The following is a 22,557-nucleotide window of genomic DNA, read 5'->3' as shown; positions in this document are numbered from 1 at the left end:
ACGGACATCCCATGGATTTCGTATTCGATGAAGACCAGGAAGCGCTCGCGGACAGCGTGAAGCGCCTGCTGATGACCGAGATGACGCCCGAGCTGATCCGCGAGCTCTGGGCGACGCCGACCGGGCGCTCGGATGACCTGTGGGCGCTGTTCGCGTCGCAGGGGCTAACCGCCGTGTCGGTGCCCGAGGTGCAGGGCGGCCTCGGCCTGACGGAAGTGGAATGGGCGCTGCTCGCGCAGGCCTACGGATATTTCGGCAGCCCCGAGCCGCTGCTCGACACGGCGCTCGTGTCGGCCGGCGTACTGGCGCGGCTGCCCGCGAGCGACTGGCGCGACGCGCTGCTGCGCGACATCGCCGAAGGGCGCGCGCGCGTCGCGCTCGTACATCCGGTGAACCCGTACGCGGCCGACGTGCACGTTGCGAACACGCTGCTGTGCGAACACCGCGGCGAACTGCACCGCGTCGACCCCGCGCAGTGCGCATGGCGGGCGGTCGACAGCGTCGACCCGTCGCGGCGCCTGTTCACGCTCGACTGGGAACCGTCGGCGGTGACCCGCATCGCGTCGGCCGACGATGCCGCACCGCTGCTGAACCGCGCGCTCGATCACGGCGCGTTCGCGGTCGCCGCGCAGTTGCTCGGCCTCACGCAGCGCGTGCTCGACGTTGCGATCGACTACAGCGCGCAGCGCAAGCAGTTCGGCAAGGCGATCGGTTCGTATCAGGCGCTCAAGCACCTGCTTGCCGATGTCGCGATCCGCTACGAGTTCGCGCGGCCGGTGGTCGCGCGCGCCGCGCAGGCGATCGCCGACGATCACCCGCAGCGCGCGGTGTTCGTGTCGCACGCGAAGCTTGCGGCGACGTCGGCCGCGCAACTGGCCGCGCGCCACTCGATGCAGGTACACGGCGCGATCGGCTACACGTGGGAACTCGACCTGCAGATCTTCATGAAGCGCATCTGGGCGCTCTCCGGAAGCTGGGGCGACAGCGCGTTCCACAAGGCCCGCGTGGCCGACGCGATCCTCGGCGACGCGTTGCCGATCGGCCCCGCGCAGACCTTCGACCTCGAGGAATCCAACCAATGAAACAAGCCTATATCGTCGACGCGCTGCGCACGCCGACCGGCCGCCGCAAGGGCGGGCTCGCGCACGTGCATGCGGCGGATCTCGGCGGCTTCGTGCTGAAGACGCTCGTCGAGCGCAACGCGATCCCGGCCGACGAATACGACGACGTGGTATTCGGCTGCGTCGACACGATCGGCCCGCTCGCGGGCAACATCGCGCGCACCTGCTGGCTCGCAGCCGGGCTGCCGCTGCAGGTGCCGGGCGTGACGGTCGACCGCCAGTGCGGGTCGTCGCAGCAGGCCGTGCACTTCGCCGCGCAGGCCGTGATGAGCGGCGTGCAGGACGTGGTCGTCGCGGGCGGCGTGCAGACGATGACGCAGATCCCGATCTCGTCCGCGATGACCTGCGCGGCACCGCTCGGCTTCACCGACCCGTTCTCGGGCAGCGCCGGCTGGCGCGCACGTTTCGGCGATGCGCCGGTGTCGCAGTTCGTCGCCGCGCAGCGGATCGCCGAGCACTGGAACCTGTCGCGCGACGCGATGGAGCGCTATGCGCTGGAAAGCCACCGCCGCGCGGTCGCGGCGATCGAGGCCGGCCATTTCAAGCGGGAAATCGTGCCGCTCGAAGGGGTGATGCACGACGAGACGCCGCGCCCCGATACGTCGCTGGAGAAGATGGCGACGCTGGAACCGCTGACGCCGGGCGGCTCGCTGACGGCGGCCGTCGCGAGCCAGACCTGCGACGCGGCGGCCGCGCTGCTGATCGTGTCGGAAGATGCACTGAAGCGCTACGGCCTCACGCCGCGTGCGCGCATCCATCACCTGAGCGTGCTCGGCGACGATCCGCTGTGGATGCTCACCGCGCCGATTCCGGCAACCAGGGCCGCGTTGAAGAAGAGCGGGCTCGACCTGGCGCAGATCGACGTCGTCGAGTTGAACGAGGCGTTCGCGTCGGTCGCGCAGGCGTGGCTCGCCGACACGCGCTTCCCGCCTGAAAAGACCAACCCGAACGGCGGCGCGATCGCGCTCGGCCATCCGCTCGGCGCGACCGGCGCGCGGCTGATGACGACGCTGCTGCACGAGCTGGAACGCACCGGCGGCCGCTACGGGTTGCAGACGATGTGCGAAGGCGGCGGCCTCGCGAACGTCACGATCATCGAGCGCCTGTGAGCGCGTCACTTTCACGATCCACGAGGCACAAGCATGGGAATCTGTAACGGACGCACCGTCATCATCACCGGCGCGGGCGGCGGGCTCGGGCGCGAATACGCGCTGGCATTCGCGGCCGAAGGCGCGGCGGTCGTCGTCAACGACATCCGGCACGACGCCGCGCAGGCCGTGTGCGACGAGATCGCCAGGCGTGGCGGCCGCGCGCTCGCGAATTCGGACGACATCACGCAGACCGACACCGCGCAGCGGATCGTCGACGCGGCGCGCGAAGCGTTCGGCGACGTGCACGTGCTCGTCAACAACGCGGGCATCTGCCGCGACAAGATGTTCACGAGCATGACCGAAACCGACTGGGACGACGTGATGCGCGTGCACCTGCGCGGCCACTTCTGCCTGTCGAGCGTGCTGGCGCGCGTGTGGCGCGATGCGGCGAAAGCGGGCCGCACGGTCGATGCGCGGATCGTCAACACGAGTTCGGGCGCCGGCCTGCAAGGCTCGATCGGTCAGTCGAACTACGGCGCGGCGAAGGCCGGCATCGCCGCGCTCACGCTGATGCAGGCGGCCGAGCTGCAGCGCTACGGCGTGCGCGTGAATGCGCTCGCACCGGCCGCGCGCACGTCGATGACCGAAGGCGTGTTCGCCGACATGATGAAGAAGCCCGAGGACGGCGGCTTCGACTATTTCGATCCGGCCAACGTCGCGCCGCTGGTCGTGTGGCTCGGCAGCACGCTGTCGGCCGACGTGACGGGCCAGGTGTTCGAGGTCGCGGGCGGGATGATCGCGGTCGCGGAAGGCTGGCGCACGGGACCGAGCGTCGATCGCGGCGCGCGCTGGGCGGCGGCCGAGGTCGGCCCGGCGGTCGCGCAGCTGCTCGCCGATGCACGGCCCGCGCAGCGCGTGTACGGGAGCTGACAGATGGATCTGGCGCTCACCGACGAACAGGCGATGATCCGCGACGCGGCCGCCGACGTGCTCGCCGAACGCAGCGCGTCGGCCGACGTGCGCCGCGCGCTCGAGCAGTCGGCCGGCCGCGACGACGCGCTGTGGGCCACGCTCGCGGGCGAACTGGGCTGGAACGCGCTCGCGCTGCCGGAAGCAGCCGGCGGGCTTGGGCTCGGGGCGGTCGAGCAGACGGTGCTGATGGAACAGCTCGGCCGGCGCGTCGCGTGCGTGCCGTATTTCCCGACCGCGTGCCTCGCGGCGACCGCGCTGGCCGGCCGCGACACGCCGCTGGCGAACGGCTGGCTCGCGAACATCGCCGGCGGCACGTGCAGCGCGACGCTCGCGCTGCCGTTCGACTTGCCGGCCGGTGTAGGGCGACTGCCGGTCGTTGCGGAAGAAGCGGCGGGCGGCTATGCGCTGTCCGGCACGATCGAACAGGTGATCGACGGTGCGCGTGCCGACCTGCTGCTGATTCCCGCGCGAATCGCAAACGAAGGGCAGGCGATCGGACTGTTCGCGATCGACGTGGCATCGGCGTCGGGCCTGACCGTCACGCCGCTCGACACGCTCGACGCGACGCGGCCGATCGCTCGCGTGGCGCTCGACGACACGCGCTTGCCCCGCGACGCGTTGTTCGCCAGCGGCGCCGCTGCTGCACGGGTGCTCGAACGCGCCGCATGGTTCGCGGCGCTCGCGCTGGCCGCCGAACAACTCGGCGGCGCGCAGCAATGCCTCGACCTGACGCTCGACTACACGAGCCAGCGTGTGCAGTTCGGCCGTGCGATCGCATCGTTCCAGGCCGTCAAGCACCGCTGCGCGCAGATGATGGTGCTGATCGAATCGGCGCGCTCGGCCGTGCTCGGCGCCGCGCATGCGTGGGACGCCGAAGCGGGCGCAACACCGGGCGTCGCGCTGCGCGCCGACATCGCGGCTGCGAAAGCCGCCGCGAACGACGCGTATGCGTTTTGCGCGCAGGAAGCGATCCAGCTGCACGGCGGCGTCGGCTTCACGTGGGAATACGACCCGCATCTCTATTTCAAGCGTGCACAGGCGTCGGGCGCGCAGTTCGGCGGCACGCCGCAACTGCTCGAATGGATCGCCTGTCATGCGATCGACGACGGTGCCTCGCAGCACGACGACACGCTCGCGCCGTCGGTTGCGGCAGCGTCCCGTCCGTCGGCCGCGCGCGCAGGAGCACTCCAATGAACAGCGAAACGCGCGAACAGCAATTACGGCACGAAGTGGCCGACTGGGTGCAGTCGCACCTGACCGGCGAATTCGCGTGCCTGAAATACCGCGGCGGCCCCGGCGACGAGGAGGCATGGCCGGAACTGCGCAAGGCGTGGGAGCAGGCCCTGGCGAAGGGCGGCTGGACCGGGCTCGGCTGGCCGGTGAGCGCCGGCGGGCGTGGCTTCTCGGTCGCCGAGCAGGTGATCTTCCACGAGGAATACGCCCGCGCGGGCGGCCCCGGGCGGATGGGCCATATCGGCGAAGGGCTGCTTGGGCCGACGCTCGTCGCGTGCGGCACCGACGACCAGCGCGCGCGCTTCCTGCCCGGCATCCTGGCCGGCACGCAGTTCTGGTGCCAGGGCTATTCGGAGCCGGGCGCGGGCTCCGACCTGGCCAACGTGCGTACGCGTGCCGAACAGGACGCGGACGGCACCTGGCGCGTAGTCGGCCAGAAGGTGTGGACGTCGCTTGCACACGATTCCGACTGGATTTTCGTGCTGGCGCGCACCGATCCCGAGTCGAAGGGCAACAAGGGGCTGTCGTTCCTGCTGATGCCGCTCGACCAGCCGGGTGTCGAGATCCGCCCGATCAAGCAGCTCAACGGCGGTGCGGAATTCAACGAAGTGTTCTTCGACGGCGCACGTGCGGAAGCGCGCGACCTGGTTGGTGCGCCGGGCGACGGCTGGCGGATCGCGATGACGCTGCTCGGCTTCGAGCGCGGAATGTCGACGCTCGGCCAGCAGATGCAGTTCGTCCGCGAACTCGAATGGGTGATCGACGCCGCGCGCGAATCGGGCGCGGATCGCGACCCCGTGCTGCGCCAGCGGATCGGCCGCGCATGGGCCGGGCTGCGCGTGATGCGCTACAACGCGCTGCGGATGCTGTCCGGCGCGGACGACGCCGACGCGAGCGCGCCGCTGCGCCGCGAGGCGCTGATCTACAAGTACTTCTGGTCGAACTGGCACCGCGACCTCGGCCAACTGGCGATGGACGCACTCGGCCCGCGCGCGAACGTGATCGATCCGGCCGACGAAAAGCTCACCCATCTGCAGCGCGTGTTCCTGTTCTCCCGCGCGGACACGATCTACGCGGGCACCAACGAAATCCAGCTCAACATCATGGCCGAGCGCGGGCTCGGCATGCCCAGAGAACCACGAGGCACAGCATGAACGAACCCCAGATCCAGAAAGCACCGGCCTACGTGCCGGGCCACCAGCTGCTCGCCGGCAAATCGGTGCTGATCACGGCCGCCGCCGGTGCCGGCATCGGCTTCGCGGCCGCACGCCGCTGCGCGGAGGAAGGCTGCCGCGCGCTGTTCATCTCCGACATCCACGAAAAGCGCCTCGAGCAGGCTGTCGAAACGCTGCGCGCGGAAACGGGGCTGCAACAGATCCACGGCCGTCTGTGCAACGTCGCGGTCGAGGCCGACGTGCAGGCGCTCGTCGCCGACGCGCAGGACAAGCTCGACGGCGTCGACGTGCTGATCAACAACGCCGGACTCGGCGGGTCGACCCGCATCGTCGATATGGACGATGCCGAATGGTCGCGCGTGATCGACATTAGCCTTACCGGGACGTTCCGGATGACGCGCGCGATGCTGCCGCACATGCAGGCCCGAGGCCGCGGCGCGATCGTCAACAACGCATCGGTGCTCGGCTGGCGCGCGCAGGCGGAACAGGCGCACTACGCGGCCGCGAAAGCGGGCGTAATGGCGCTCACGCGCTGCGCGGCGCTCGAGGCGTCGCCGTACGGCGTGCGCATCAACGCGGTCGCGCCGAGCATCGCGATGCACGATTTTCTGAAGAAGTCGGCTCCGGCCGATCTGCTGAATCAACTGGCGTCGCGCGAAGCCTTCGGGCGCGCCGCCGAAGTCTGGGAGGTCGCGAACGTGATGGTGTTTCTTGCAAGCGATTACGCGTCGTACATGACGGGCGAAGTGCTGTCGGTCAGCAGCCAGCACGCATGATGGACACGTCCCTCGAACCCGTGCTCGCGACGCCGCGCGTGTTCGCGCACCCCGGCGAACTCGCGGCCGCGGTCGGCGACACGCTCGGCGCGAGCGCGTGGCTCGCGATCGACCAGCGCCGCATCGACGGTTTCGCCGATGCGACGGGCGATCACCAGTGGGTGCATGTCGACCCGGCGCGCGCGAAGGATGGCCCGTTCGGCGCGTGCATTGCGCACGGCTACCTGACGCTCTCGCTCGTCAATTACTTCCTGCCGCAGATCGTGCGCATCGACGGCGCGCGGCTCGGCGTCAACTACGGCTGCGACAAGATCCGTTTCCCGGCGCCGGTGAAGGTCGGTGCGCGCGTGCGCGGCGTCGGCGAGCTGCTGCGGGTCGAGCCGCTCGAAGGCGGCGTGCAGGCGTGGATTCGCGTGACCGTCGAGATCGACGGCGAAGCGAAGCCCGGCTGCGTCGCCGACACGATCAGCCGTTACTACTTCTAGATTCAGAGAGCCAGCACATGGAAGACGCAGTCATCGTTTCCGTCGCACGCACGCCGATCGGCAAGGCGTTTCGCGGCATGTTCAACGACACGGAAGCGCCCGCGCTCGGCGGCCACGTCGTGCGCACCGCGCTCGAACGCGCGGGCGTTGCGCCGGTCGACGTCGACGACGTGCTGATCGGCTGCGCCGCGCAGCAGGGCACCCAGGGCTACAACATCGGCCGCCTGTCGGCCGCGGCGGCCGGGCTGCCCGCGTCGGTGCCCGGCATGGCGATCGATCGCATGTGTTCGTCGGGCCTGATGTCGATCGCGAGCGCCGCGCGCAGCATCGGCGCGGGCGACGCGCGGATCGTCGTCGCCGGCGGCGTCGAGTCGATCTCGCTCACGCAGAACAAGCACAAGAACGCCTATCGCGCGCGTTCGCAGGCCGTGCTCGACCACCAGCCGGCCGCGTACATCGCGATGATGGAAACGGCCGAGATCGTGTCGCGCCGCTACGGGATCTCGCGTGACGCGCAGGACGCGTTCGCGCTGCAGAGCCACCAGCGCACCGCCGACGCGCAGGCGGCCGGCCGCTTCGACGCGGAAATCGCACCGCTCGACGTGCGGCGCGCGCTGTTCGACAAGGAAGGCAACCCGGCCGGCCACGAGGATCTGCGCGCGGCACGCGACGAAGGCGTGCGCGCCGACACGACGGCCGAACGGCTCGCGGGGCTGAAGCCGTCGTGGAGCGGCGGCAAGGTCGTCGAGCAGGGCGAGTTCGTGACGGCCGGCAATGCGTCGCAACTGTCGGACGGCGCGGCGGCCGTGGTCGTGATGTCGCGCAGCGAAGCGGTGCGCCGCGGGCTGACGCCGCTCGGCGCGTTCCGCGGCCTTGCGGTGGCCGGCTGCGAGCCGGACGAAATGGGCATCGGCCCGGTGTTCGCGATTCCGAAGCTGCTGGCGCGCTTCGGGATGACGGTGGCCGACGTCGGGCTATGGGAGCTGAACGAGGCGTTCGCGTGCCAGGCGCTGTACTGCCGCGACATGCTCGGCATTCCCGACGACCGGTTGAACGTGGACGGCGGCGCGATCGCGCTCGGCCACCCGTTCGGGATGTCGGGCACGCGCATGACGATGCACGCGTTGCTCGAAGGCGCGCGGCGCGGCGTGCGGCACGCGGTCGTGACGATGTGCATCGGCGGCGGGATGGGTGCCGCTGCGCTGTTCGAAGTCGGCGCGTAGCGGTACGCGGGCAGGCCGCGCCGCACACGCGGCCATCCAGTCAGGACCATTCGAGGCCGCGGCAACGACCGGCGGCCCGGAGACTTGCAGCCGGCGGCGGCTGGCGCTTCGGCGCGAACCACCGTCGAACGCAGACACAGGAGACAAGCATGAAACGAACCTTGCCCGGACTCGCGATGTCGGCGCTCGTGCTCGGCGCCGCGCTGTTCGCGTTTTCGCCGCGCCCGCTGCCGGCGTTCCCGGCCACCGCGATCCACGCGGACCGGCTGCAGATCAACGGGCTCGCCCGCGCCGGCACGACGCGCATCGTCGCGGTCGGCGAACGCGGCGTGATCCTGCTGAGCGACGACGCGGGCGCGCACTGGCGGCCGGCGTCGATCGCGCATGACCAGGCATCGACCCTCACGCAGGTGCGCTTCATCACGCCGACGCTCGGGATCGCGGTCGGTCACGACGGCCTGATTGTCCGCAGCGACGACGCGGGCGTGCACTGGCGCGAGGTCCACATGGACCACGAACATTCGGATCCGCTGCTGTCGATATGGGGCACCGCGGACGGCCCGCTGTTCGCGGCCGGCAGCTTCGGCCAGCTGCTGCGCTCGGACGACGCCGGCGTCAACTGGCAGACCGTGAAGACGCCGGCCGGTGATCGCCACCTGAACGCGATCGTCGGCGACGGCCACGGCAACCTGCTGATCGCGGGCGAAAGCGGCACGCTGCTGCGCTCGAGCGACAACGGCGCCACGTGGGACAAGCTGGCGTCACCGTATGCGGGTTCGCTGTTCGGCGCGCTGATGCTCGCGAACGGCGACTGGGTCGCGTATGGGATGCGCGGCAACGTCGTGCGCAGCACCGATCACGGCGCGACCTGGACGCACGTCGACAGCCACGTGCCGGTGTCGTACTTCGGCGCGACCCAGCTTGCCGACGGCGAACTCGTGCTGGTCGGCCAGGGCGGCGCGATCGTCGCATCGCGCGACGGCGGGCTGACCTTCGACGTGCGCAAGCTCGGCGGCGTGCAGAGCCTCGCGGCCGTGCTCGACATGGGCCACGGTGCGCTGTTGCTCGGCGGCGAATCCGGCGTCGCGCCGCTCGCCGCGTCGCCGTCCTGACGCGCGGCCGCGGCGGCCGCGACAGATGCAGCCGCCGGTTTCCGCACGCTTCCGTTCGTTTCGCATCGCCAGTCCGTACCGACACGAGAATTCCATGAACGACCAGTCACGCCCCCCTGAAGCCGTCCCTGCGTCGCGCCTCGCGACGTTCGTCGAGCGCTGCGCCAATACGATCATCCGCCAACGCAAGCTGCTGATGCTGCTGTGCGTCGCGGTGACGCTGGCGCTCGGACTGTCCGCGACGCGCCTGAAGCTCGATCCGGGCTTCAACAAGATGATCCCGATGCAGCACCCGTACATGCAGGTGTTCGAGCGCTATGCGGGGGCGTTCCCCGGCGCGAACACGATCCTCGTGAGCCTGCGCTGGAAGGGCGACGGCGACATCTACAACCAGACGTTCATGGACGGGCTGCGCCATGCGACCGACGACGTGTTCTTCATCCCCGGCGTCAACCGCTCGCGCGTGTTCTCGCTGTTCACGCCGAACGTCCACTACACCGAGGTGACCGAGGCCGGCTTCCGCGGCGACGTGGTCGTGCCCGGCCAGTTCTCGAGCGCGAACCCGGACGATCTCGCGAAAGTACGCCGCAACGTCGCGCGTTCGGGGCAGATCGGGCGCCTCGTCGGCAACGACCTGAAGTCGGCGCTGATCCGCGCGGAGCTGCGCGAGACCGATCCGGCGACCGGCAAGCGGCTCGACTACAGCGCGGTCGCGCGCCAGCTCGAGGAGATCCGCGCGAAGTATGCGAAGCAGGGCATCGACGTGAACATCATCGGCTTCGCGAAGCTGGTCGGCGACGTCGAGAACGGCATCGCGGGCGTGATGGCGTTCTTCGCACTCGCGTTCCTCGTGACGGCTGCGCTGCTGTTTGCCTATACGCGCTCGCTGAAGACCACGGTACTCGCGCTCGTCGTCGCGCTGCTGCCGGTCGTCTGGCTGCTCGGTTCGCTGCCGCTGCTCGGGCTCGGCATCGATCCGATGTCGATCCTCGTGCCGTTCCTGATCTTCTCGATCGGTGTCTCGCACGCGGTGCAGATGACCAATGCGTGGAAGCAGGCGCTGGTGCGCGGCGCGTCGTCGGTCGACGCCGCGCGCGACGCGTTCCGCAAGCTGTTCGTGCCGGGCACCGTCGCGCTGCTGACCAACGCGCTCGGCTTCATGGTGATCATGCGGATCAAGATCGACATCGTGCGCGAGCTCGGCATCACCGCGTGCCTCGGCGTGCTGCTGATGATCGTCACGAACAAGGTGTTCCTGCCGATCCTGCTGTCGTACACGCGCCTCGAACGCGGCACGCTGGCGCGCGCGCAGCGCACGGCGGCGGCCGGCGGCAGCCCGATGTGGTCGCGCTTCGCGGTGTTCGCGCGGCCGGCGCCGGCGCTCGGCGTGTTCGCGATCGCGCTCGCGCTGCTCGCCTACGGCACGCTCGAGTCGCGCAAGCTGGAAATCGGCGACATCGGCACGGGCGCGCCCGAACTGCGCACGAACTCGCGCTACAACATCGACAACGCGGCAATCACGCACCAGTACAACATCGGCGTGGACGTGCTGTCGGTGATCGTCGAGACGACCGGCTTCGACGACGCGTGCCTGCATTACCCGGTGATGAGCGCGATCGAGAAGTTCGAGATGAACATGCGCGGCGTGGCCGGCGTGCAGTCGGTGACGAGCGTGTCGTCGCAGGGCAAGGTGTTCATCGCCGCGTTCAATGAAGGCAACCCGCGCTGGGCCGCGCTGCCGCGTTCCAGCGACGGGCTCACGCAGGGTTCCAATGCGTTCGACCCCGACAACGGGATGAACACCGCGAACTGCAAGGCGATCCAGGTACTGATCTACACGAAGAACCATGAAGGCACGACCATCGCGCACATCGTCGACGAGATCAAGCGCTTCGCGGCCGAGAACCCGACGCCGAACGTCGCGTTCCGGCTCGCGGGCGGCAACGTCGGCGTGATGGCCGCGACCAACGAGGCCGTCGGCGACGCGGAGGTCGCGATGCTGCTGTCGATTTTCGGGGCGATCGCGCTGCTTTGCGCGGTGACGTTCCGCTCGTGGCGCGCGGTGCTTTGCATCATCGTGCCGCTCACGCTGGTGTCGATCCTGTGCAATGCGGTGATGGCGCGGCTCGGCATCGGGCTGAAGGTCGCGACACTGCCGGTGATCACGCTCGGCGTGGGCGTCGGTGTCGACTACGGGATCTACCTGTACGAGCGCCTGCAGCACGACATCCGCCACGGCGCGACGCTGCCGGACGCTTTCGCCGACGCGATGCGCCAGCGCGGTACCGCGGCGCTGTTCACGGCCGTCACGATGTTCATCGGCGTCGGCACGTGGGCGTTCTCCGCACTGAAGTTCCAGGTCGACATGGGCGTGCTGCTCGCGTTCATGTTCCTCGTGAACCTGTTCGGCGCGGTGTTCCTGCTGCCCGCGCTTGCCGCGTGGCTCGGCGTCGAGCGTGCCGAGCGCCGCGTGTCGAAGCAGCCGCAGCCGTTGCAGGCGACGCCCGCGCCGCTGAAGCCGTCGCCCGCGTTCGAACCCGGCAACCCGATGCGCTGAACGGCGCCCCATTTCCCCCGCGCGCGGCCGGCCGCCGCGCGTTCTCCCAAAGAAGGAGTCAACCCACATGTCCGCACGCCCTTACAAGATCGAAGCCCAGCCGCTCGCGCAGCGCTATGCGCGCGGCTGGCACTGCCTCGGGCTCGCCCGCGACTACAAGGACGGCAAGCCGCATACGCTGAACGTCTTCGGCCGCAAGCTTGCCGCGTTCGCCGATTCGACCGGCAAGGTCAACGTCGTCGACGCGTACTGCCCGCACATGGGCGCCGACCTGAGCCTCGGCACGGTCGAAGGCGACAACCTCGTGTGCCCGTTCCACGGCTGGGCGTGGAGCGGCGAAGGGCAGTGCGCGTCGATCCCGTACTGCAAGCGGATTCCGCCGAAGGCGCGCATCGGCGCGTGGCCGACCTGCGAGGAAAACAACCTGCTGTTCGTGTGGAACGACCCGGAAGGCAATGCGCCGCCGGCCGACGTCGCGATTCCGCGCCTCGACGTGTGCTTCTCCGACGAATGGTCGGACTGGGTCGTCGACAAGATGGTGATCCAGGCCAACTGCCGTGAACTGGTCGACAACATCTCGGATGTCGCTCACTTCGCGACCGTGCACCACGCGCCGATCGACTATTTCGCGAACCTGTTCGAGGACCACAAGGCGACGCAGCTCATGGTCGGCCGCAGCGAGAAGCTCGGCGGCGACAGCCTGACCGCGCTGTCGACCTATTTCGGGCCGGCCGTGCACATCACGCAGATGACGGGGCAGAGCAACGGGCAGCCGATCCACTCGGTGCTGCTGAACTGCCACGTGCCGATCGACATGAACAGCTTCGAGCTGCGTTACGGCGTGATCGTGAAGAAGGTGGCCGGGCTGACCGACGAGCAGAACATGGAGATCGCGAACGCGTACGTGAAGGAAGCGCAGCGCGCGTTCTACGAGGACGTCGACATCTGGCACAGCAAGACGCGGATCGACAACCCGCTGTTGTGCGAAGGCGACGGCCCGCTGTACCAGATGCGCGACTGGTATTCGCAGTTCTACCTGGACGCCGCCGACGTGCGGCCGACGAGCGTCGCGCGCAAGGCGTTCGAGATGCGGATTCGGGAAGGCGGCGAGCCGCCGGCGCTGCATCACGTGTTCGAGCCGCAGTAAAAACGGGCAGGCCGGCCGAAAAACAGGGGCGCATCGAAACGGGGGGCATCGGCCGGCAACCCCCGCCGTACAAGGCGCGGCGGCACCTTCGCTTGTGCGTCGCACCAAAATGACTTGACGAAACGCCCACTCCCGCGTAGTGTCCTAGACCGAAGTCGTCAAGAAGTTCGATTGCTCATCATTCGCCGCACGCTGTGCGGCAGTCGTTGGTCTCTCCCTCTTTGATTCTTTCTGTGCCCGTCGAGGGCGCATGTTCAATCGTTTGTATTAAGGAAGTATTTGTGGATACCGGTACCGTCAAGTGGTTCAACGAAACCAAGGGCTTTGGTTTCATTTCCCCGGACAACGGCGGCGACGATCTGTTCGCCCATTTCTCGGAAATTCGCGGCACGGGCTTCAAGACCCTGGCCGAAGGCCAGAAGGTCAGCTTCGAAGTGAAGCGTGGCCCGAAGGGTCTGCAAGCGTCGAACATCACGCCGCAGTAAGCCGCATCGGCAGCGGTCGCCGGTCGGCGGCCGAGGCCGGATGGAGTATCGCGCGGGGCGCCGCATGACGGCGGCCTGCGCGTTCCGATGCGCACGACCGATGCATCGCGACATTCTCGATGCATCGGTCGTGACGCCTCCCTCATCGCATGCGTAACCCGCATGCGACGCAACGCCCTTGCGAAGCGCACGCTGCTTCGCGAGCGCATCACCGCTTCAACGCATCAACCTGAGCAGACCGCCGCCATGTCGTAGCTGGCGCGGTCCCGACTTGCGCGGCGCTCATCCCGCCGCCGCCACCGACCGCCCGAACGCCGCAACGCGCCGGGCTCCGATCGCAAGACAGGCCCTTGGCCCGTCTGAACGAACCGATCCCCGGCAGCCTGCCGGCGGCCGTCCCGTTGCGGGATGCGGCGCCGGGCAGATCGCCGCGGCCGCGGTCTATCACCTTGTCTGGAGGAATTGGTTTGGCAAAAGAAGAACTGCTGGAACTCGACGGGATCGTCGACGAAGTGCTGCCGGACAGCAAATACCGTGTGACGCTGGAAAACGGCGTCGTGGTTGGCGCGTACGCGTCGGGCCGCATGCGCAAGAACCACATCCGCATTCTCGCGGGCGACCGCGTGACGCTGGAACTGTCGGTCTACGACCTCACGAAGGGCCGTATCAACTTCCGTCACAAGGACGCGAATTCCCCGCGTCCGCCGCGAAGCGGCCAGCCGCGTCGTTGAGCGGCGACGGCCGGCGCGCGGCACATCGCGCCCCCGGTCGAAACCTGTCCGGCCACACGGCCGGACGAACCGGATGAACGGCACGCTGCGTGCCGTTCGTCGGTCGCCGGCGGCGCCATCGCGCCGCGGCGGCCAGTCCCGCCTTTACCGGCCGCCGCGCGTGCGCAACGCTCAGGCAGCCGCGTCCCGCAGGAAATCCTCGACGACCTTCGCGAAGTACGGCGGACATTCCTGCATCGGGTAATGCCCGCAATTCGGTATCGTCACGAGCTTTGCGTTCGGATGCCATGCGAGAAAGGTCGCCTGCATCGCCGGCGCGTCGAGCCCCGGATCCTTGTCGCCGACGATCGCCAGAAAACGCGTGTCGAGCCCGCGCACTTCATCGACGAAATCCGTGCCGGTCAGCATGTCGAGATACGGAAGCCGGCAACCGGGCGCCACCCGCTCGCGGTTCTGCCGCAGCTTCAGGTCGGCCCAGCGCGCCGACAATCCCCCCGTCACGAACCGCACGAGCCGGCGAAACGCGTCGTCGTCGACGGTCGTGCTCGCGAAGAAGGCGCGTGCGTCGCCGGGCAGGCGGTTGCCGGCCGCCGACACCGGGCACACGGCGATCGCGCTCTTGATGCGCGACGGCGCATCGGCGGCGAGCCGTTGCGTCGCCATGCCCGTCATCGAATGGCCGATCACGTGAAAGCGCTGCCAGCCGAGGCGATCCGCGAGCGCGAGGCAATCGGCCGAGATTTCGTCGATCGTATACGCGCCGCTCAGGTGACGGGATGCGCCGTAGCCGCGCAGGTCGACGAACACGTACGTGAAGGCCGTTTCGTCGAGATACGGCAGCAGCGCCGCGTAGTTCGTATGGTCGCCGAGCCAGTCGTGCAGCACCATCACGCATTCGGGGCCGGTGCCGTGCTGCAGGTAGCCGAGGCCCTCGTGGCGGCCGTCCGGGCGGGCGGCGAGGGCGGGGTCGATCGGGTTCATTTCAAGTCGTTTCCTTCTGGTTGGTGAACCAAAACGAAACGCCCTCCCGGCGGACCGGGAGGGCGTCTTGAAAGTGCATCGATCGTATCGGGCCGCCCGGCGAAAGTCAACGCTCAGAGCGCCATCCCGCCCGACACCTCGATGCGCTGCGCATTGACCCAGCGGTTGTCGTCCGACAGCAGCGACGCGATCATCGGCCCGATGTCGTCAGGCTCGCCCACACGGCCGAGCGCGGTCCATTCAGCGACGCGCCGGTTGACCTCCGGATTGTCGCGCACCATCCCGCCGCTGAAATCGGTCGCCACCGCGCCCGGCGCGACGACGTTCACCGCGATGCCGCGCGGGCCGAGCTCCTTCGCCAGATAGCGCGTCAGCACCTCGACCGCGCCCTTCATCGACCCGTAGGCCGCGCTGCCGGGCACCGCGACGCGCGTGAGGCCCGACGACACGTTCACGATGCGGCCACCGTCGCGGATCAGCGGCAGCAGCGTCTGCGTGAGGAAGAACACCCCCTTGAAGTGCACGCGATAGAGCGCGTCGAGATCGGCTTCGGTCGTCTCGGCGATCGGCGCGTGATGCGACGTGCCCGCATTGTTGACGAGGAAGTCGAAGCGGTCGGCGCCCCAGCCTGAAAGCGCGTCGCGGAGCTGTTCGGCGAAGCGGCCGAACGTGGCGGTATCGCCCGTATCGAGCGGCAGCGCGAGCGCCGGTTGCCCGGCGTCGGCGGCCAGCGCGACGACGCGATCGGCTTCCGCGCGATTCGAGCGGTAGGTGAAGATCGTGCGCACGCCGCGTTGCGCGAGGTGAAGCACCGTGTTGCGGCCGAGCCCGCGGCTGCCGCCGGTGACGACGGCGATTTTCCGAGCGGTACCGGTGGAATGTACTGCAGTCATGCTGTGCTCCTGGTCGAAGTCGGTGACGGACAGCCGCAAGCGTACGGCGGCCGTCGTCCCCGATGAATGCCGGAACCGGCTGTATTCTTGCCTGATCCTGCCCGGCCGCCCCGATGCGCGCGGTGCCGCGTGTACCATCCGCACATCGGGATACGGAGGGCTGCACCATGTCGGAGGAACTGGTCGAACGCGTCGCGCGCCTGACCGGCGAGCAGGGCGACGAACGCCGGTTCGAGACGGCGATCGACGGGCTGATCCTGCTGCGTTCCAACCGCGAGCGGCTGCCCGCGCCGCTGATCATGAGACCCGCGCTGTGCGTCGTCGTGCAAGGCGCGAAGTGGACCACGTTCGGCGGGCGGCGTTACGACTACGGGCCCGGCCGCGCGCTCGTCGTCAGCGTCGAGATGCCGGCGACGAGCCGCATCGTGAAGGCCAGCGAGACCGAACCGTTCCTCGGCATCGTGCTCGAATTCGATCTCGCGATGATGCGCGACGTGCTCGAACGGCTCGATGCGCCGCCGCAGGCGGCCGGCCCGATCGGGCATGGCGTGTGCGTGACCGATTTCGGCGGGCCGCTCGCCGATTGCATGCTGCGGATGATGCGGCTGCTCGATATGCCGGCCGCGATTCCGGTCGTCGCGCCGCTCGTGATGCGCGAGATCTGCTACTGGCTGCTCGCGGGCCCGCACGGCGGCGAAGTCTCGCGCGTCGTGTTCGCCAACGGTCACGCCCAGCGCGTCGTCGCGGCGATCCATGCGTTGCGCGGCCAGTTTGCCGAGGCGATTCGCGTCGAGGAGCTCGCCGCCGTCGCGCAGATGAGCCCGTCGGCATTTCACCGGCAATTCAAGGCGCTGACATCGATGACGCCGCTGCAGTACCAGAAACAGTTGCGCCTGCTCGAAGCGCGGCACCTGATGGTGACCGGCGCGGCGAACGCGGAAACGGCCGCGTATCGCGTCGGCTACGAAAGCGCGTCGCAGTTCAGCCGCGAATACGCGCGGATGTTCGGCGCGCCGCCACGGCGCGATGTCGTCACGCTGAAAACCGCGCCGGTCGAGGGCTGAACCGACACGCGGTGACGCGGTTCGTATGACGCTTTACGCGCGGGGCGGCGCGGTCGTACACTCGTCGGCAATTCGCGGCCCGCGCGTGTGGCTTTCAATCCCTTCAGTGGCTTTCAGCGGGCCAACGACCGTGCCAGCCGGACATTCGTCGCGCGACGCCAGGAGGCGCCATGAGTGCAGACGCAGCCCCCGCATCCCCGTCCGTTCAGGACCGCATCCAGCATGTGTTCGTGCTGATGCTCGAGAACCGTTCCTTCGATCACCTGTTCGCGCTGTCGGGCATCGCCGACATCGTCGCCGCGTCGCCGGGCAACAGCAACGCGTATGGCGGCGCGGTCTATCCGTTCGGTGGCGGCGCACCCGACCGGATGCCGACCGATCCATGCCACGAATTCACCGACGTGCTCGAGCAGCTGTGCGGCGCGGGCGTGCCGTTCGTGAAAGGGCAGGCTTATCCGCCGGTCGGCAATACGGGCTTCGTGTCGAACTACGCGACGTCGCATTCCGAAGGCACGCCGCCGCAGCCGGCCGACGCGGGCAAGATCATGCAGGGCGTCAACGTCGCGACGCAGGCGCCGTCGCTGTACGCGCTCGCGAATGCGTTCGTGCTGTGCGATGCGTGGCATGCGTCGATGCCGGGGCCGACCTGGCCGAACCGCTTCTTCCTGCACGGCGCGTCGTCGGCCGGGCTCGACCATTCGCCGACCAAGGAAGAGATGGGCGGATGGGACGCATTCGACGGCTTTCCCTATCCGAAGGGCTCGATCTTCGGCGCACTCGGCGACGGCAACTGGCGCATCTACCAGGACCAGACCGGCGACCCGCTCGGCCGTGTGCCGCAGGTTGCGTCGCTGAAGGGCATCAGCTTCTTCGACGTCGACGATCTCGCGCACTTCGAAGCCGATCTCGCGGCCGGCTACACGGCGCGCTACACGTTCATCGAGCCCGGCTACGGCGACATCGTGCACGGCACCTATCAAAACGGCAGTTCGCAGCATCCGATGGACGGGCTGGCCGGCGGCGACCAGCTCGCTGCGCGCGTGTACAACGCGATCCGCAATTCGCCGGTGTGGAACAGCAGCCTGTTCGTGATCGTCTACGACGAGCACGGCGGTTTCTACGATTCGGTCCGGCCGGGCGCCGCGCCGCCGCCGAACGACGGCGCGGCCGAGACGCTGAACGCGAGCGGCTTCGGTTTCGACGTGTATGGCGTGCGCGTGCCGGCGATCGTGATTTCGCCGTGGGTCGCGGCCGGGCAGGTCGACCACACGCCGTACGACCATGCGTCGGTCGCCGCGACGCTCGAGCGGCTGTTCGGCTGTGCGCCGCTGACCGACCGCGACCGGCTCGCCAACGACCTGCTGGCGCTCGTGACGACAACGTGCCGGACGGATTGTCCGCAAAGGATCGGAACATGAGTACGACCCCGGACCCGCGCGATGCGCTGCCCGTGCGCGACGGCACGAGCCTGATCGCGTATCTGCACATCCTGAGGAAGGCGCATGCGGCGCTGGTCGGCCAGGACAAGGCGCACCAGCGCTTCAGCGAGATCGTCACGCGCGGACAGGCGCGGCAATATATCGAGGAGCTGATGCCGGCGCTGCTGCAGAAACGCGCCGAGCACCGGGCGCGCAAGCACGGCGGGAAACATCACTGAGCGGATAGTGCGGTAGCGCCGTACCCAGCAGGAACGCCGCCTGTCACGTTGCCTGCTGCACGCTGACCGCCGACACCACCGCGCCCGTCAGTTGCACGGCCGCGCCGACGAACATCGCCGCGCGCAAGCCTGCCGCGCCGCCGTGCGCGGCCGCGAACAGCGTGCCGAGCACCGCGATCCCGAGCGTCGCGCCGGTCATCCGCGCGACGTTGACGAGCGCGCTTGCGGTGCCCGAGCGCGCGGCCTCGACCGCGCCGACCGCGATGGTCATCAGCGGGCCGGTCGCGATGCCCATCCCGAGCCCCGTCAACGCGAGGCCGATCTCGGCATCGAGCAGGCCCGGTGAACCGGCGGACGCGCCGATCACGGCGAGCCCGCTCGCGATCACCGCGACGCCGCCGGCCATCGTCGTGCGCGTGCCGAGGCGCTCGGACAGCGGGCCGGACCACGGCGACACGACGATGAACACGAGTGCCATCGGCAGCAGCGCAAGGCCCGCGCCGGTCGAATCGAGACGACCGGTGCTCTGCCACGTCAGCGGCAGCAGGAACAGCACGCCGTACATGCCGAACGTCATGCCGGTGGTCGCGGCGATCGCGCCGCGAAACGCGCTGATCCGGAAGAGGTCGAGCGGCACGAGCGCGGCTTCGCCGCGGCGGCGTTCGATCGCCGCGAAGGCGACGAACGACGCAACTGCAACGCAGCCCGCGAACGCACACGCGGCCGCAGAATCGCGGAACGCGATCGCCGCATACGCAAGCGCGCCGAGCCCGAGCGCCCCCGCGACTTGCGCCGCACCGTCAACATGCCGGCCACGCGGATCGGACGACTCGGGCACGGCCGGAATCGCGAACAGCATCGCCGCGATGCCCAACGGCACGACCACGAAAAAGATGCTGCGCCAGCCGAAGTGCCGGATCAGCACGCCGCCGAGCGTTGGGCCGATCGCCATCGCCACGCCGTTGCACGCGGCCCAGATGCCGAGCGCGCGGCCGCGCTCGACCGGATCGCGCCACACGACGCGCACGATCGCAAGCGAGGCCGGCAGCAGCAGCGCCGCGCCGACGCCGGCCAGCGCACGCGCGGCGATCAGCACCGATACCGACGGGGCGAGCGCGCACGCCAGCGACGCGACGGTAAAGAGCGCGGTACCGGCGATGAAGAGGCGGCGCCGGCCGTGCAGGTCGGCGAGCAGCCCGCCCGTCAGCAGCAGCACCGCGTAAGCGAGGTTGTAGCTGTCGACGACCCATTGCAACGCGCCGACGCCGGCGTGGAAATAGTCGCCGATCGCGCGCGTCGCCAGATTCACGACGGCCGTGTCGACCTGTGCGACGAGCACGGCGAGGCAGAGGGTCAGGAGCGTGAGGCCGCGCCGTTTGGCGGTGCGCTCGGCCAGTGCGGCGAGTCCTCCGGTATGAGCCACGGGCGTGCTCCTCGGGTTTCGGTCCATCGAGCTTAGATGCCGTCTGCTGACAGCGTGGTGTCAGCAGACGAGCGCGAGGACATGCAAACGGTGTGCCTGCCGTCATGACCGATCACGTCGAAAGACGCGACACGTGCCCGTCATGCGTTGCGGCCTGGCTTGCGGCATGGCCAGCATGCTGGAATATCCTGCCGGTGCTGCGGTGCTGCGGTGCTGCGGTGCTGCGGTGCTGCGGGGCTGCGGTTCAAAGGGAAAATGCTGCAGCTACGCCGTGCGAAGGAGGTACGTCGGCGCAGTTGAGTTGACCGAAGCGCAGCGAGATTGCCGTGGATGCATTCGACGTGCCCGGAACCGGGATGACGCAGCGCGCGTGACCCACGTTTCCGGACGTTCGGAGCAGCGCTGCGATCAGAACTTCGCGCGAATCCCCGCGCCGAACGTGTCGCCGTTCGACAGGCCGCTGATGCGGTCGTTCATGTACGCGGCGTAGACGTCCGTGCGTTTGGACAGCGGGTAGTCGTAGCCGACGGCCCAGGTCTGGCGCGTCTGGTCGAGGCCGCCTGCGTCGCGCGAATACGCGTACGAGGCCATCGCGTTGCCCGCGCCGAGCGGCACCGACACGCCGCCTTGCGCAGTGTTCACATGCCAGCTTCCGGCGACCTGGTCATTCTTCGTGTACATATACTGGCCGAACAGCTTCACGAGCTTCAGGTCGTAGGTTGCGCCGACCAGCGCGATGCCCTGGCTCTTCATCCCGGCGACGAGCGCGCTCAGGTCGCGCGGGCCGTTGTTGAAGTTCACGTACTGATACGTGGCGGTTGCCGCGAACGGGCCGTTCGCGTAGTTGAACTGCGCGCTCCATTTCTTCGAGCCGTTGTCGCCGGCCTGGTTGCCGAATGCGTACATCGTGCCGAAGTTCAGTCCACCGAACGAAGGCGATGCATACGACACCGCGTTGTTCCAGCCGGAATCGCCCACCGCACCCTGATCGCTCGGGTAGGTCGGGAACGTGCCGAGGCCGAGGAACACGTGATACACCATCGGCGAGAACGTGTACGAGTCGTAGAACGGGTTGAACAGGATCGTCGACAGGAACAGGTGCGTCGTCAGGCGGCCTGCCGTCACCGTGCCGTACGGCGAATCGATGCCGACGTACGCATTGCGCGCGAAGAACGTGTCGCCCTGGAAGCGGCCGTACTGGCCGTTCTGCGCGCGGAAGAAGCTTTCCAGCGTGAAGATCGCCTTGTAGCCGCCACCGAGATCCTCGGCGCCATGCATGCCCCAGTACGACGTCGACATGCCACCGCCGCTCACGTTCCATGCGCGGTCGCTGCCGGGGAACTTGGTTGCGCCGACCCATTCGTCGACCTGACCATAGAGCGACACGCTCGACTGCGCATGGGCGGGCACAGCTGCCGCCACGCAGGCGGCTGCGGCGATCAGCTTGACGGACGTGCGCGACGCACGGCGAGCGAATGACTTCATGAGGTCTCCTGTATTGATTGATGGCGGGCTGACTGGTTTCGAGTAATGCATTGCCCGGGGTAAGAAGGGGAATTCGATTGGACGGCGGTGTGAGGCGCGATCGAGGCCAAATGAAACCGCGTGATTTATCCGCTTCTGAATTGCCTCGTCAGAATGAGGTTGAATCGTAAATTTGTTGCTTCTGATCAGCCATTGGACGAAGGGCATCATGCGTATACGCCAAGCCGTATAAGTCAGGGTTATGCGCCGGGATGCATGTCGATATCGGCGTATACGCTCATACAGCGCCATTTATGCGATGGATTTCATGCGCAGCCGATATGGACGAACATTTACCATTTTCCGGATCGGGCGCTGTCGCGCAATACCGGAGAGACACTGACGAAGCAGGCCGGACGGTGTCCTCCAGGTACCTGACAGACGGATTGCAATCGTTGTCATATGGTCCGGTTGGACGACGTGCGATGCGCCGTTTCGGTGCAGCCTTGCCGGGTTGCCGATGATGGCAGTCGCAGCGGGTCTTGCGCCGTTTCGAACGGCCGGCCGTGGCACGCGCTACGCGAACCGCAGCAGGACATCGCGAATACAACAAGGCCGGTAACACGAATACCGGTTTTTCTTTTGACGCAGGAGCCACTGATGAATAAACAAGGATTGGTTGACGCCGTGGTTTTTTCCACCGGTTTGAACCGGGTCGCGGCCACTGAAGCAGTGGACACGGTGATCAATACGATCGTCGGCGCGGTCGCGGCCGGCGCAGCCGTTCAGCTGGTCGGTTTCGGCTCGTTCAGGCAAGGGAAGCGCGCGGCCCGAGTGGGCAGAAATCCGTCGACCGGAGAAGAGATCCGTATTGCGGCCGTGAAGACCGTCAAGTTCACCGCGGGCACCGCATTCAAGAGTGCGGTGAATGCGATCAAGAAGTAAGCGGGGCGGCGGGGCGCCAGCC

Annotated in this window: 21 protein-coding genes; 17 read left to right on the top strand and 4 right to left on the bottom strand. The window is 68.3% G+C overall.

Features of this window, described 5'->3' with window-relative positions; translation table 11 throughout:
• Positions 1-11: 11 nt before the first annotated feature.
• The 13 genes from BLA15945_RS00240 (at position 12) to infA (ending at position 14,108) form a co-directional block, all read left to right on the top strand.
• Positions 12-1,082: an acyl-CoA dehydrogenase family protein gene (locus BLA15945_RS00240; protein WP_174991170.1), complete on the top strand. Its 1,071-nt coding sequence runs from the start codon at positions 12-14 to the stop codon at positions 1,080-1,082.
• Positions 1,079-2,230 (top strand): acetyl-CoA C-acetyltransferase, encoded by a 1,152-nt coding sequence (locus BLA15945_RS00235; RefSeq protein ID WP_174991169.1) that lies wholly within the window; start codon positions 1,079-1,081, stop codon positions 2,228-2,230. The genes BLA15945_RS00240 and BLA15945_RS00235 overlap by 4 nt, the downstream gene beginning before the upstream one ends.
• A gap of 33 nt (positions 2,231-2,263) precedes the next feature.
• Positions 2,264-3,142: an SDR family oxidoreductase gene (locus BLA15945_RS00230; protein ID WP_174991168.1), complete on the top strand. Its 879-nt coding sequence runs from the start codon at positions 2,264-2,266 to the stop codon at positions 3,140-3,142.
• 3 nt (positions 3,143-3,145) lie between these two features.
• Entirely contained in the window at positions 3,146-4,378 is a 1,233-nt protein-coding gene (locus tag BLA15945_RS00225) for an acyl-CoA dehydrogenase family protein (protein WP_174991166.1), read from the top strand.
• Positions 4,375-5,571 carry an acyl-CoA dehydrogenase family protein gene (locus tag BLA15945_RS00220; RefSeq protein ID WP_059240433.1) on the top strand — a complete coding sequence of 399 codons (1,197 nt, stop codon included), beginning with the start codon at positions 4,375-4,377 and terminating at the stop codon, positions 5,569-5,571. Before BLA15945_RS00225 ends, BLA15945_RS00220 begins: the two co-directional genes overlap by 4 nt.
• Positions 5,568-6,368: an SDR family oxidoreductase gene (locus BLA15945_RS00215; protein WP_059240434.1), complete on the top strand. Its 801-nt coding sequence runs from the start codon at positions 5,568-5,570 to the stop codon at positions 6,366-6,368. Before BLA15945_RS00220 ends, BLA15945_RS00215 begins: the two co-directional genes overlap by 4 nt.
• Complete coding sequence (locus tag BLA15945_RS00210) at positions 6,368-6,853, top strand: MaoC family dehydratase (RefSeq protein ID WP_059240435.1); 486 nt, start codon at positions 6,368-6,370, stop codon at positions 6,851-6,853. Before BLA15945_RS00215 ends, BLA15945_RS00210 begins: the two co-directional genes overlap by 1 nt.
• A gap of 17 nt (positions 6,854-6,870) precedes the next feature.
• On the top strand, positions 6,871-8,076 hold the full coding sequence (locus tag BLA15945_RS00205; protein WP_059240436.1) for an acetyl-CoA C-acyltransferase: 1,206 nt from the start codon (positions 6,871-6,873) through the stop codon (positions 8,074-8,076).
• Positions 8,077-8,225: 149 nt separating this feature from the next.
• Positions 8,226-9,188 carry a WD40/YVTN/BNR-like repeat-containing protein gene (locus tag BLA15945_RS00200; RefSeq protein WP_174991163.1) on the top strand — a complete coding sequence of 321 codons (963 nt, stop codon included), beginning with the start codon at positions 8,226-8,228 and terminating at the stop codon, positions 9,186-9,188.
• A 94-nt stretch (positions 9,189-9,282) separates the two neighbouring features.
• Positions 9,283-11,745 (top strand): efflux RND transporter permease subunit, encoded by a 2,463-nt coding sequence (locus BLA15945_RS00195; protein ID WP_059240438.1) that lies wholly within the window; start codon positions 9,283-9,285, stop codon positions 11,743-11,745.
• Positions 11,746-11,812: 67 nt separating this feature from the next.
• Positions 11,813-12,892 (top strand): Rieske 2Fe-2S domain-containing protein, encoded by a 1,080-nt coding sequence (locus BLA15945_RS00190; RefSeq protein ID WP_059240439.1) that lies wholly within the window; start codon positions 11,813-11,815, stop codon positions 12,890-12,892.
• Between the two features lie 281 nt (positions 12,893-13,173).
• The gene (locus tag BLA15945_RS00185; protein WP_006483056.1) at positions 13,174-13,377 is read left to right on the top strand and encodes a cold-shock protein; all 204 of its coding nucleotides are present in this window, start codon (positions 13,174-13,176) and stop codon (positions 13,375-13,377) included.
• A 467-nt stretch (positions 13,378-13,844) separates the two neighbouring features.
• Complete coding sequence (infA, locus tag BLA15945_RS00180; RefSeq protein ID WP_006483034.1) at positions 13,845-14,108, top strand: translation initiation factor IF-1; 264 nt, start codon at positions 13,845-13,847, stop codon at positions 14,106-14,108.
• 171 nt (positions 14,109-14,279) lie between these two features.
• Here the strand turns inward: infA and BLA15945_RS00175 are convergent, their stop codons facing one another.
• Together BLA15945_RS00175 and BLA15945_RS00170 are read right to left on the bottom strand one after the other, a co-directional pair.
• Positions 14,280-15,089, bottom strand: a complete 810-nt coding sequence (locus BLA15945_RS00175; RefSeq protein WP_059240440.1) for an alpha/beta fold hydrolase — start codon at positions 15,087-15,089, stop codon at positions 14,280-14,282.
• 113 nt (positions 15,090-15,202) lie between these two features.
• Complete coding sequence (locus tag BLA15945_RS00170; RefSeq protein ID WP_174991161.1) at positions 15,203-15,982, bottom strand: SDR family NAD(P)-dependent oxidoreductase; 780 nt, start codon at positions 15,980-15,982, stop codon at positions 15,203-15,205.
• A 167-nt stretch (positions 15,983-16,149) separates the two neighbouring features.
• Between BLA15945_RS00170 and BLA15945_RS00165 the strand changes: the two genes are divergently transcribed.
• The 3 genes from BLA15945_RS00165 (at position 16,150) to BLA15945_RS00155 (ending at position 18,703) form a co-directional block, all read left to right on the top strand.
• Positions 16,150-17,046 carry an AraC family transcriptional regulator gene (locus BLA15945_RS00165; protein WP_174991159.1) on the top strand — a complete coding sequence of 299 codons (897 nt, stop codon included), beginning with the start codon at positions 16,150-16,152 and terminating at the stop codon, positions 17,044-17,046.
• 170 nt (positions 17,047-17,216) lie between these two features.
• Positions 17,217-18,464, top strand: a complete 1,248-nt coding sequence (locus tag BLA15945_RS00160) for an alkaline phosphatase family protein (protein ID WP_174991157.1) — start codon at positions 17,217-17,219, stop codon at positions 18,462-18,464.
• On the top strand, positions 18,461-18,703 hold the full coding sequence (locus BLA15945_RS00155) for a hypothetical protein (RefSeq protein WP_059240443.1): 243 nt from the start codon (positions 18,461-18,463) through the stop codon (positions 18,701-18,703). Before BLA15945_RS00160 ends, BLA15945_RS00155 begins: the two co-directional genes overlap by 4 nt.
• 43 nt (positions 18,704-18,746) lie before the next feature.
• Here the strand turns inward: BLA15945_RS00155 and BLA15945_RS00150 are convergent, their stop codons facing one another.
• Both BLA15945_RS00150 and BLA15945_RS00145 read right to left on the bottom strand, forming a co-directional pair.
• Positions 18,747-20,126 (bottom strand): MFS transporter, encoded by a 1,380-nt coding sequence (locus BLA15945_RS00150; protein WP_233464090.1) that lies wholly within the window; start codon positions 20,124-20,126, stop codon positions 18,747-18,749.
• A 408-nt stretch (positions 20,127-20,534) separates the two neighbouring features.
• The gene (locus BLA15945_RS00145) at positions 20,535-21,611 is read right to left on the bottom strand and encodes a porin (RefSeq protein ID WP_174991154.1); all 1,077 of its coding nucleotides are present in this window, start codon (positions 21,609-21,611) and stop codon (positions 20,535-20,537) included.
• 639 nt (positions 21,612-22,250) lie between these two features.
• Between BLA15945_RS00145 and BLA15945_RS00140 the strand changes: the two genes are divergently transcribed.
• A complete protein-coding gene (locus BLA15945_RS00140; RefSeq protein WP_059240446.1) occupies positions 22,251-22,535 on the top strand; it encodes an HU family DNA-binding protein in 285 nt (94 codons plus the stop codon).
• Positions 22,536-22,557 lie beyond the last annotated feature (22 nt).

Source organism: Burkholderia arboris, from assembly GCF_902499125.1.
GTDB lineage: Bacteria > Pseudomonadota > Gammaproteobacteria > Burkholderiales > Burkholderiaceae > Burkholderia > Burkholderia arboris.
The sequence above is the reverse complement of the archived record's forward strand: the minus strand, read 5'-3'. Positions and strand labels throughout refer to the sequence as shown.

Excerpts from the sequence above, each read along its gene's own strand:
- BLA15945_RS00205 (WP_059240436.1), top strand. The coding sequence starts at position 6,871 with ATGGAAGACGCAGTCATCGTTTCCGTCGCACGCACGCCGATCGGCAAG.
- BLA15945_RS00235 (WP_174991169.1), top strand. The coding sequence starts at position 1,079 with ATGAAACAAGCCTATATCGTCGACGCGCTGCGCACGCCGACCGGCCGC.
- BLA15945_RS00170 (WP_174991161.1), bottom strand. The coding sequence starts at position 15,982 with ATGACTGCAGTACATTCCACCGGTACCGCTCGGAAAATCGCCGTCGTC.
- BLA15945_RS00195 (WP_059240438.1), top strand. The coding sequence starts at position 9,283 with ATGAACGACCAGTCACGCCCCCCTGAAGCCGTCCCTGCGTCGCGCCTC.
- BLA15945_RS00240 (WP_174991170.1), top strand. The coding sequence starts at position 12 with ATGGATTTCGTATTCGATGAAGACCAGGAAGCGCTCGCGGACAGCGTG.
- BLA15945_RS00165 (WP_174991159.1), top strand. The coding sequence starts at position 16,150 with ATGTCGGAGGAACTGGTCGAACGCGTCGCGCGCCTGACCGGCGAGCAG.
- BLA15945_RS00140 (WP_059240446.1), top strand. The coding sequence starts at position 22,251 with ATGAATAAACAAGGATTGGTTGACGCCGTGGTTTTTTCCACCGGTTTG.
- BLA15945_RS00230 (WP_174991168.1), top strand. The coding sequence starts at position 2,264 with ATGGGAATCTGTAACGGACGCACCGTCATCATCACCGGCGCGGGCGGC.
- BLA15945_RS00200 (WP_174991163.1), top strand. The coding sequence starts at position 8,226 with ATGAAACGAACCTTGCCCGGACTCGCGATGTCGGCGCTCGTGCTCGGC.
- BLA15945_RS00160 (WP_174991157.1), top strand. The coding sequence starts at position 17,217 with ATGAGTGCAGACGCAGCCCCCGCATCCCCGTCCGTTCAGGACCGCATC.
- BLA15945_RS00210 (WP_059240435.1), top strand. The coding sequence starts at position 6,368 with ATGGACACGTCCCTCGAACCCGTGCTCGCGACGCCGCGCGTGTTCGCG.
- BLA15945_RS00225 (WP_174991166.1), top strand. The coding sequence starts at position 3,146 with ATGGATCTGGCGCTCACCGACGAACAGGCGATGATCCGCGACGCGGCC.
- BLA15945_RS00215 (WP_059240434.1), top strand. The coding sequence starts at position 5,568 with ATGAACGAACCCCAGATCCAGAAAGCACCGGCCTACGTGCCGGGCCAC.
- BLA15945_RS00145 (WP_174991154.1), bottom strand. The coding sequence starts at position 21,611 with ATGAAGTCATTCGCTCGCCGTGCGTCGCGCACGTCCGTCAAGCTGATC.
- BLA15945_RS00190 (WP_059240439.1), top strand. The coding sequence starts at position 11,813 with ATGTCCGCACGCCCTTACAAGATCGAAGCCCAGCCGCTCGCGCAGCGC.
- BLA15945_RS00220 (WP_059240433.1), top strand. The coding sequence starts at position 4,375 with ATGAACAGCGAAACGCGCGAACAGCAATTACGGCACGAAGTGGCCGAC.
- BLA15945_RS00175 (WP_059240440.1), bottom strand. The coding sequence starts at position 15,089 with ATGAACCCGATCGACCCCGCCCTCGCCGCCCGCCCGGACGGCCGCCAC.
- BLA15945_RS00155 (WP_059240443.1), top strand. The coding sequence starts at position 18,461 with ATGAGTACGACCCCGGACCCGCGCGATGCGCTGCCCGTGCGCGACGGC.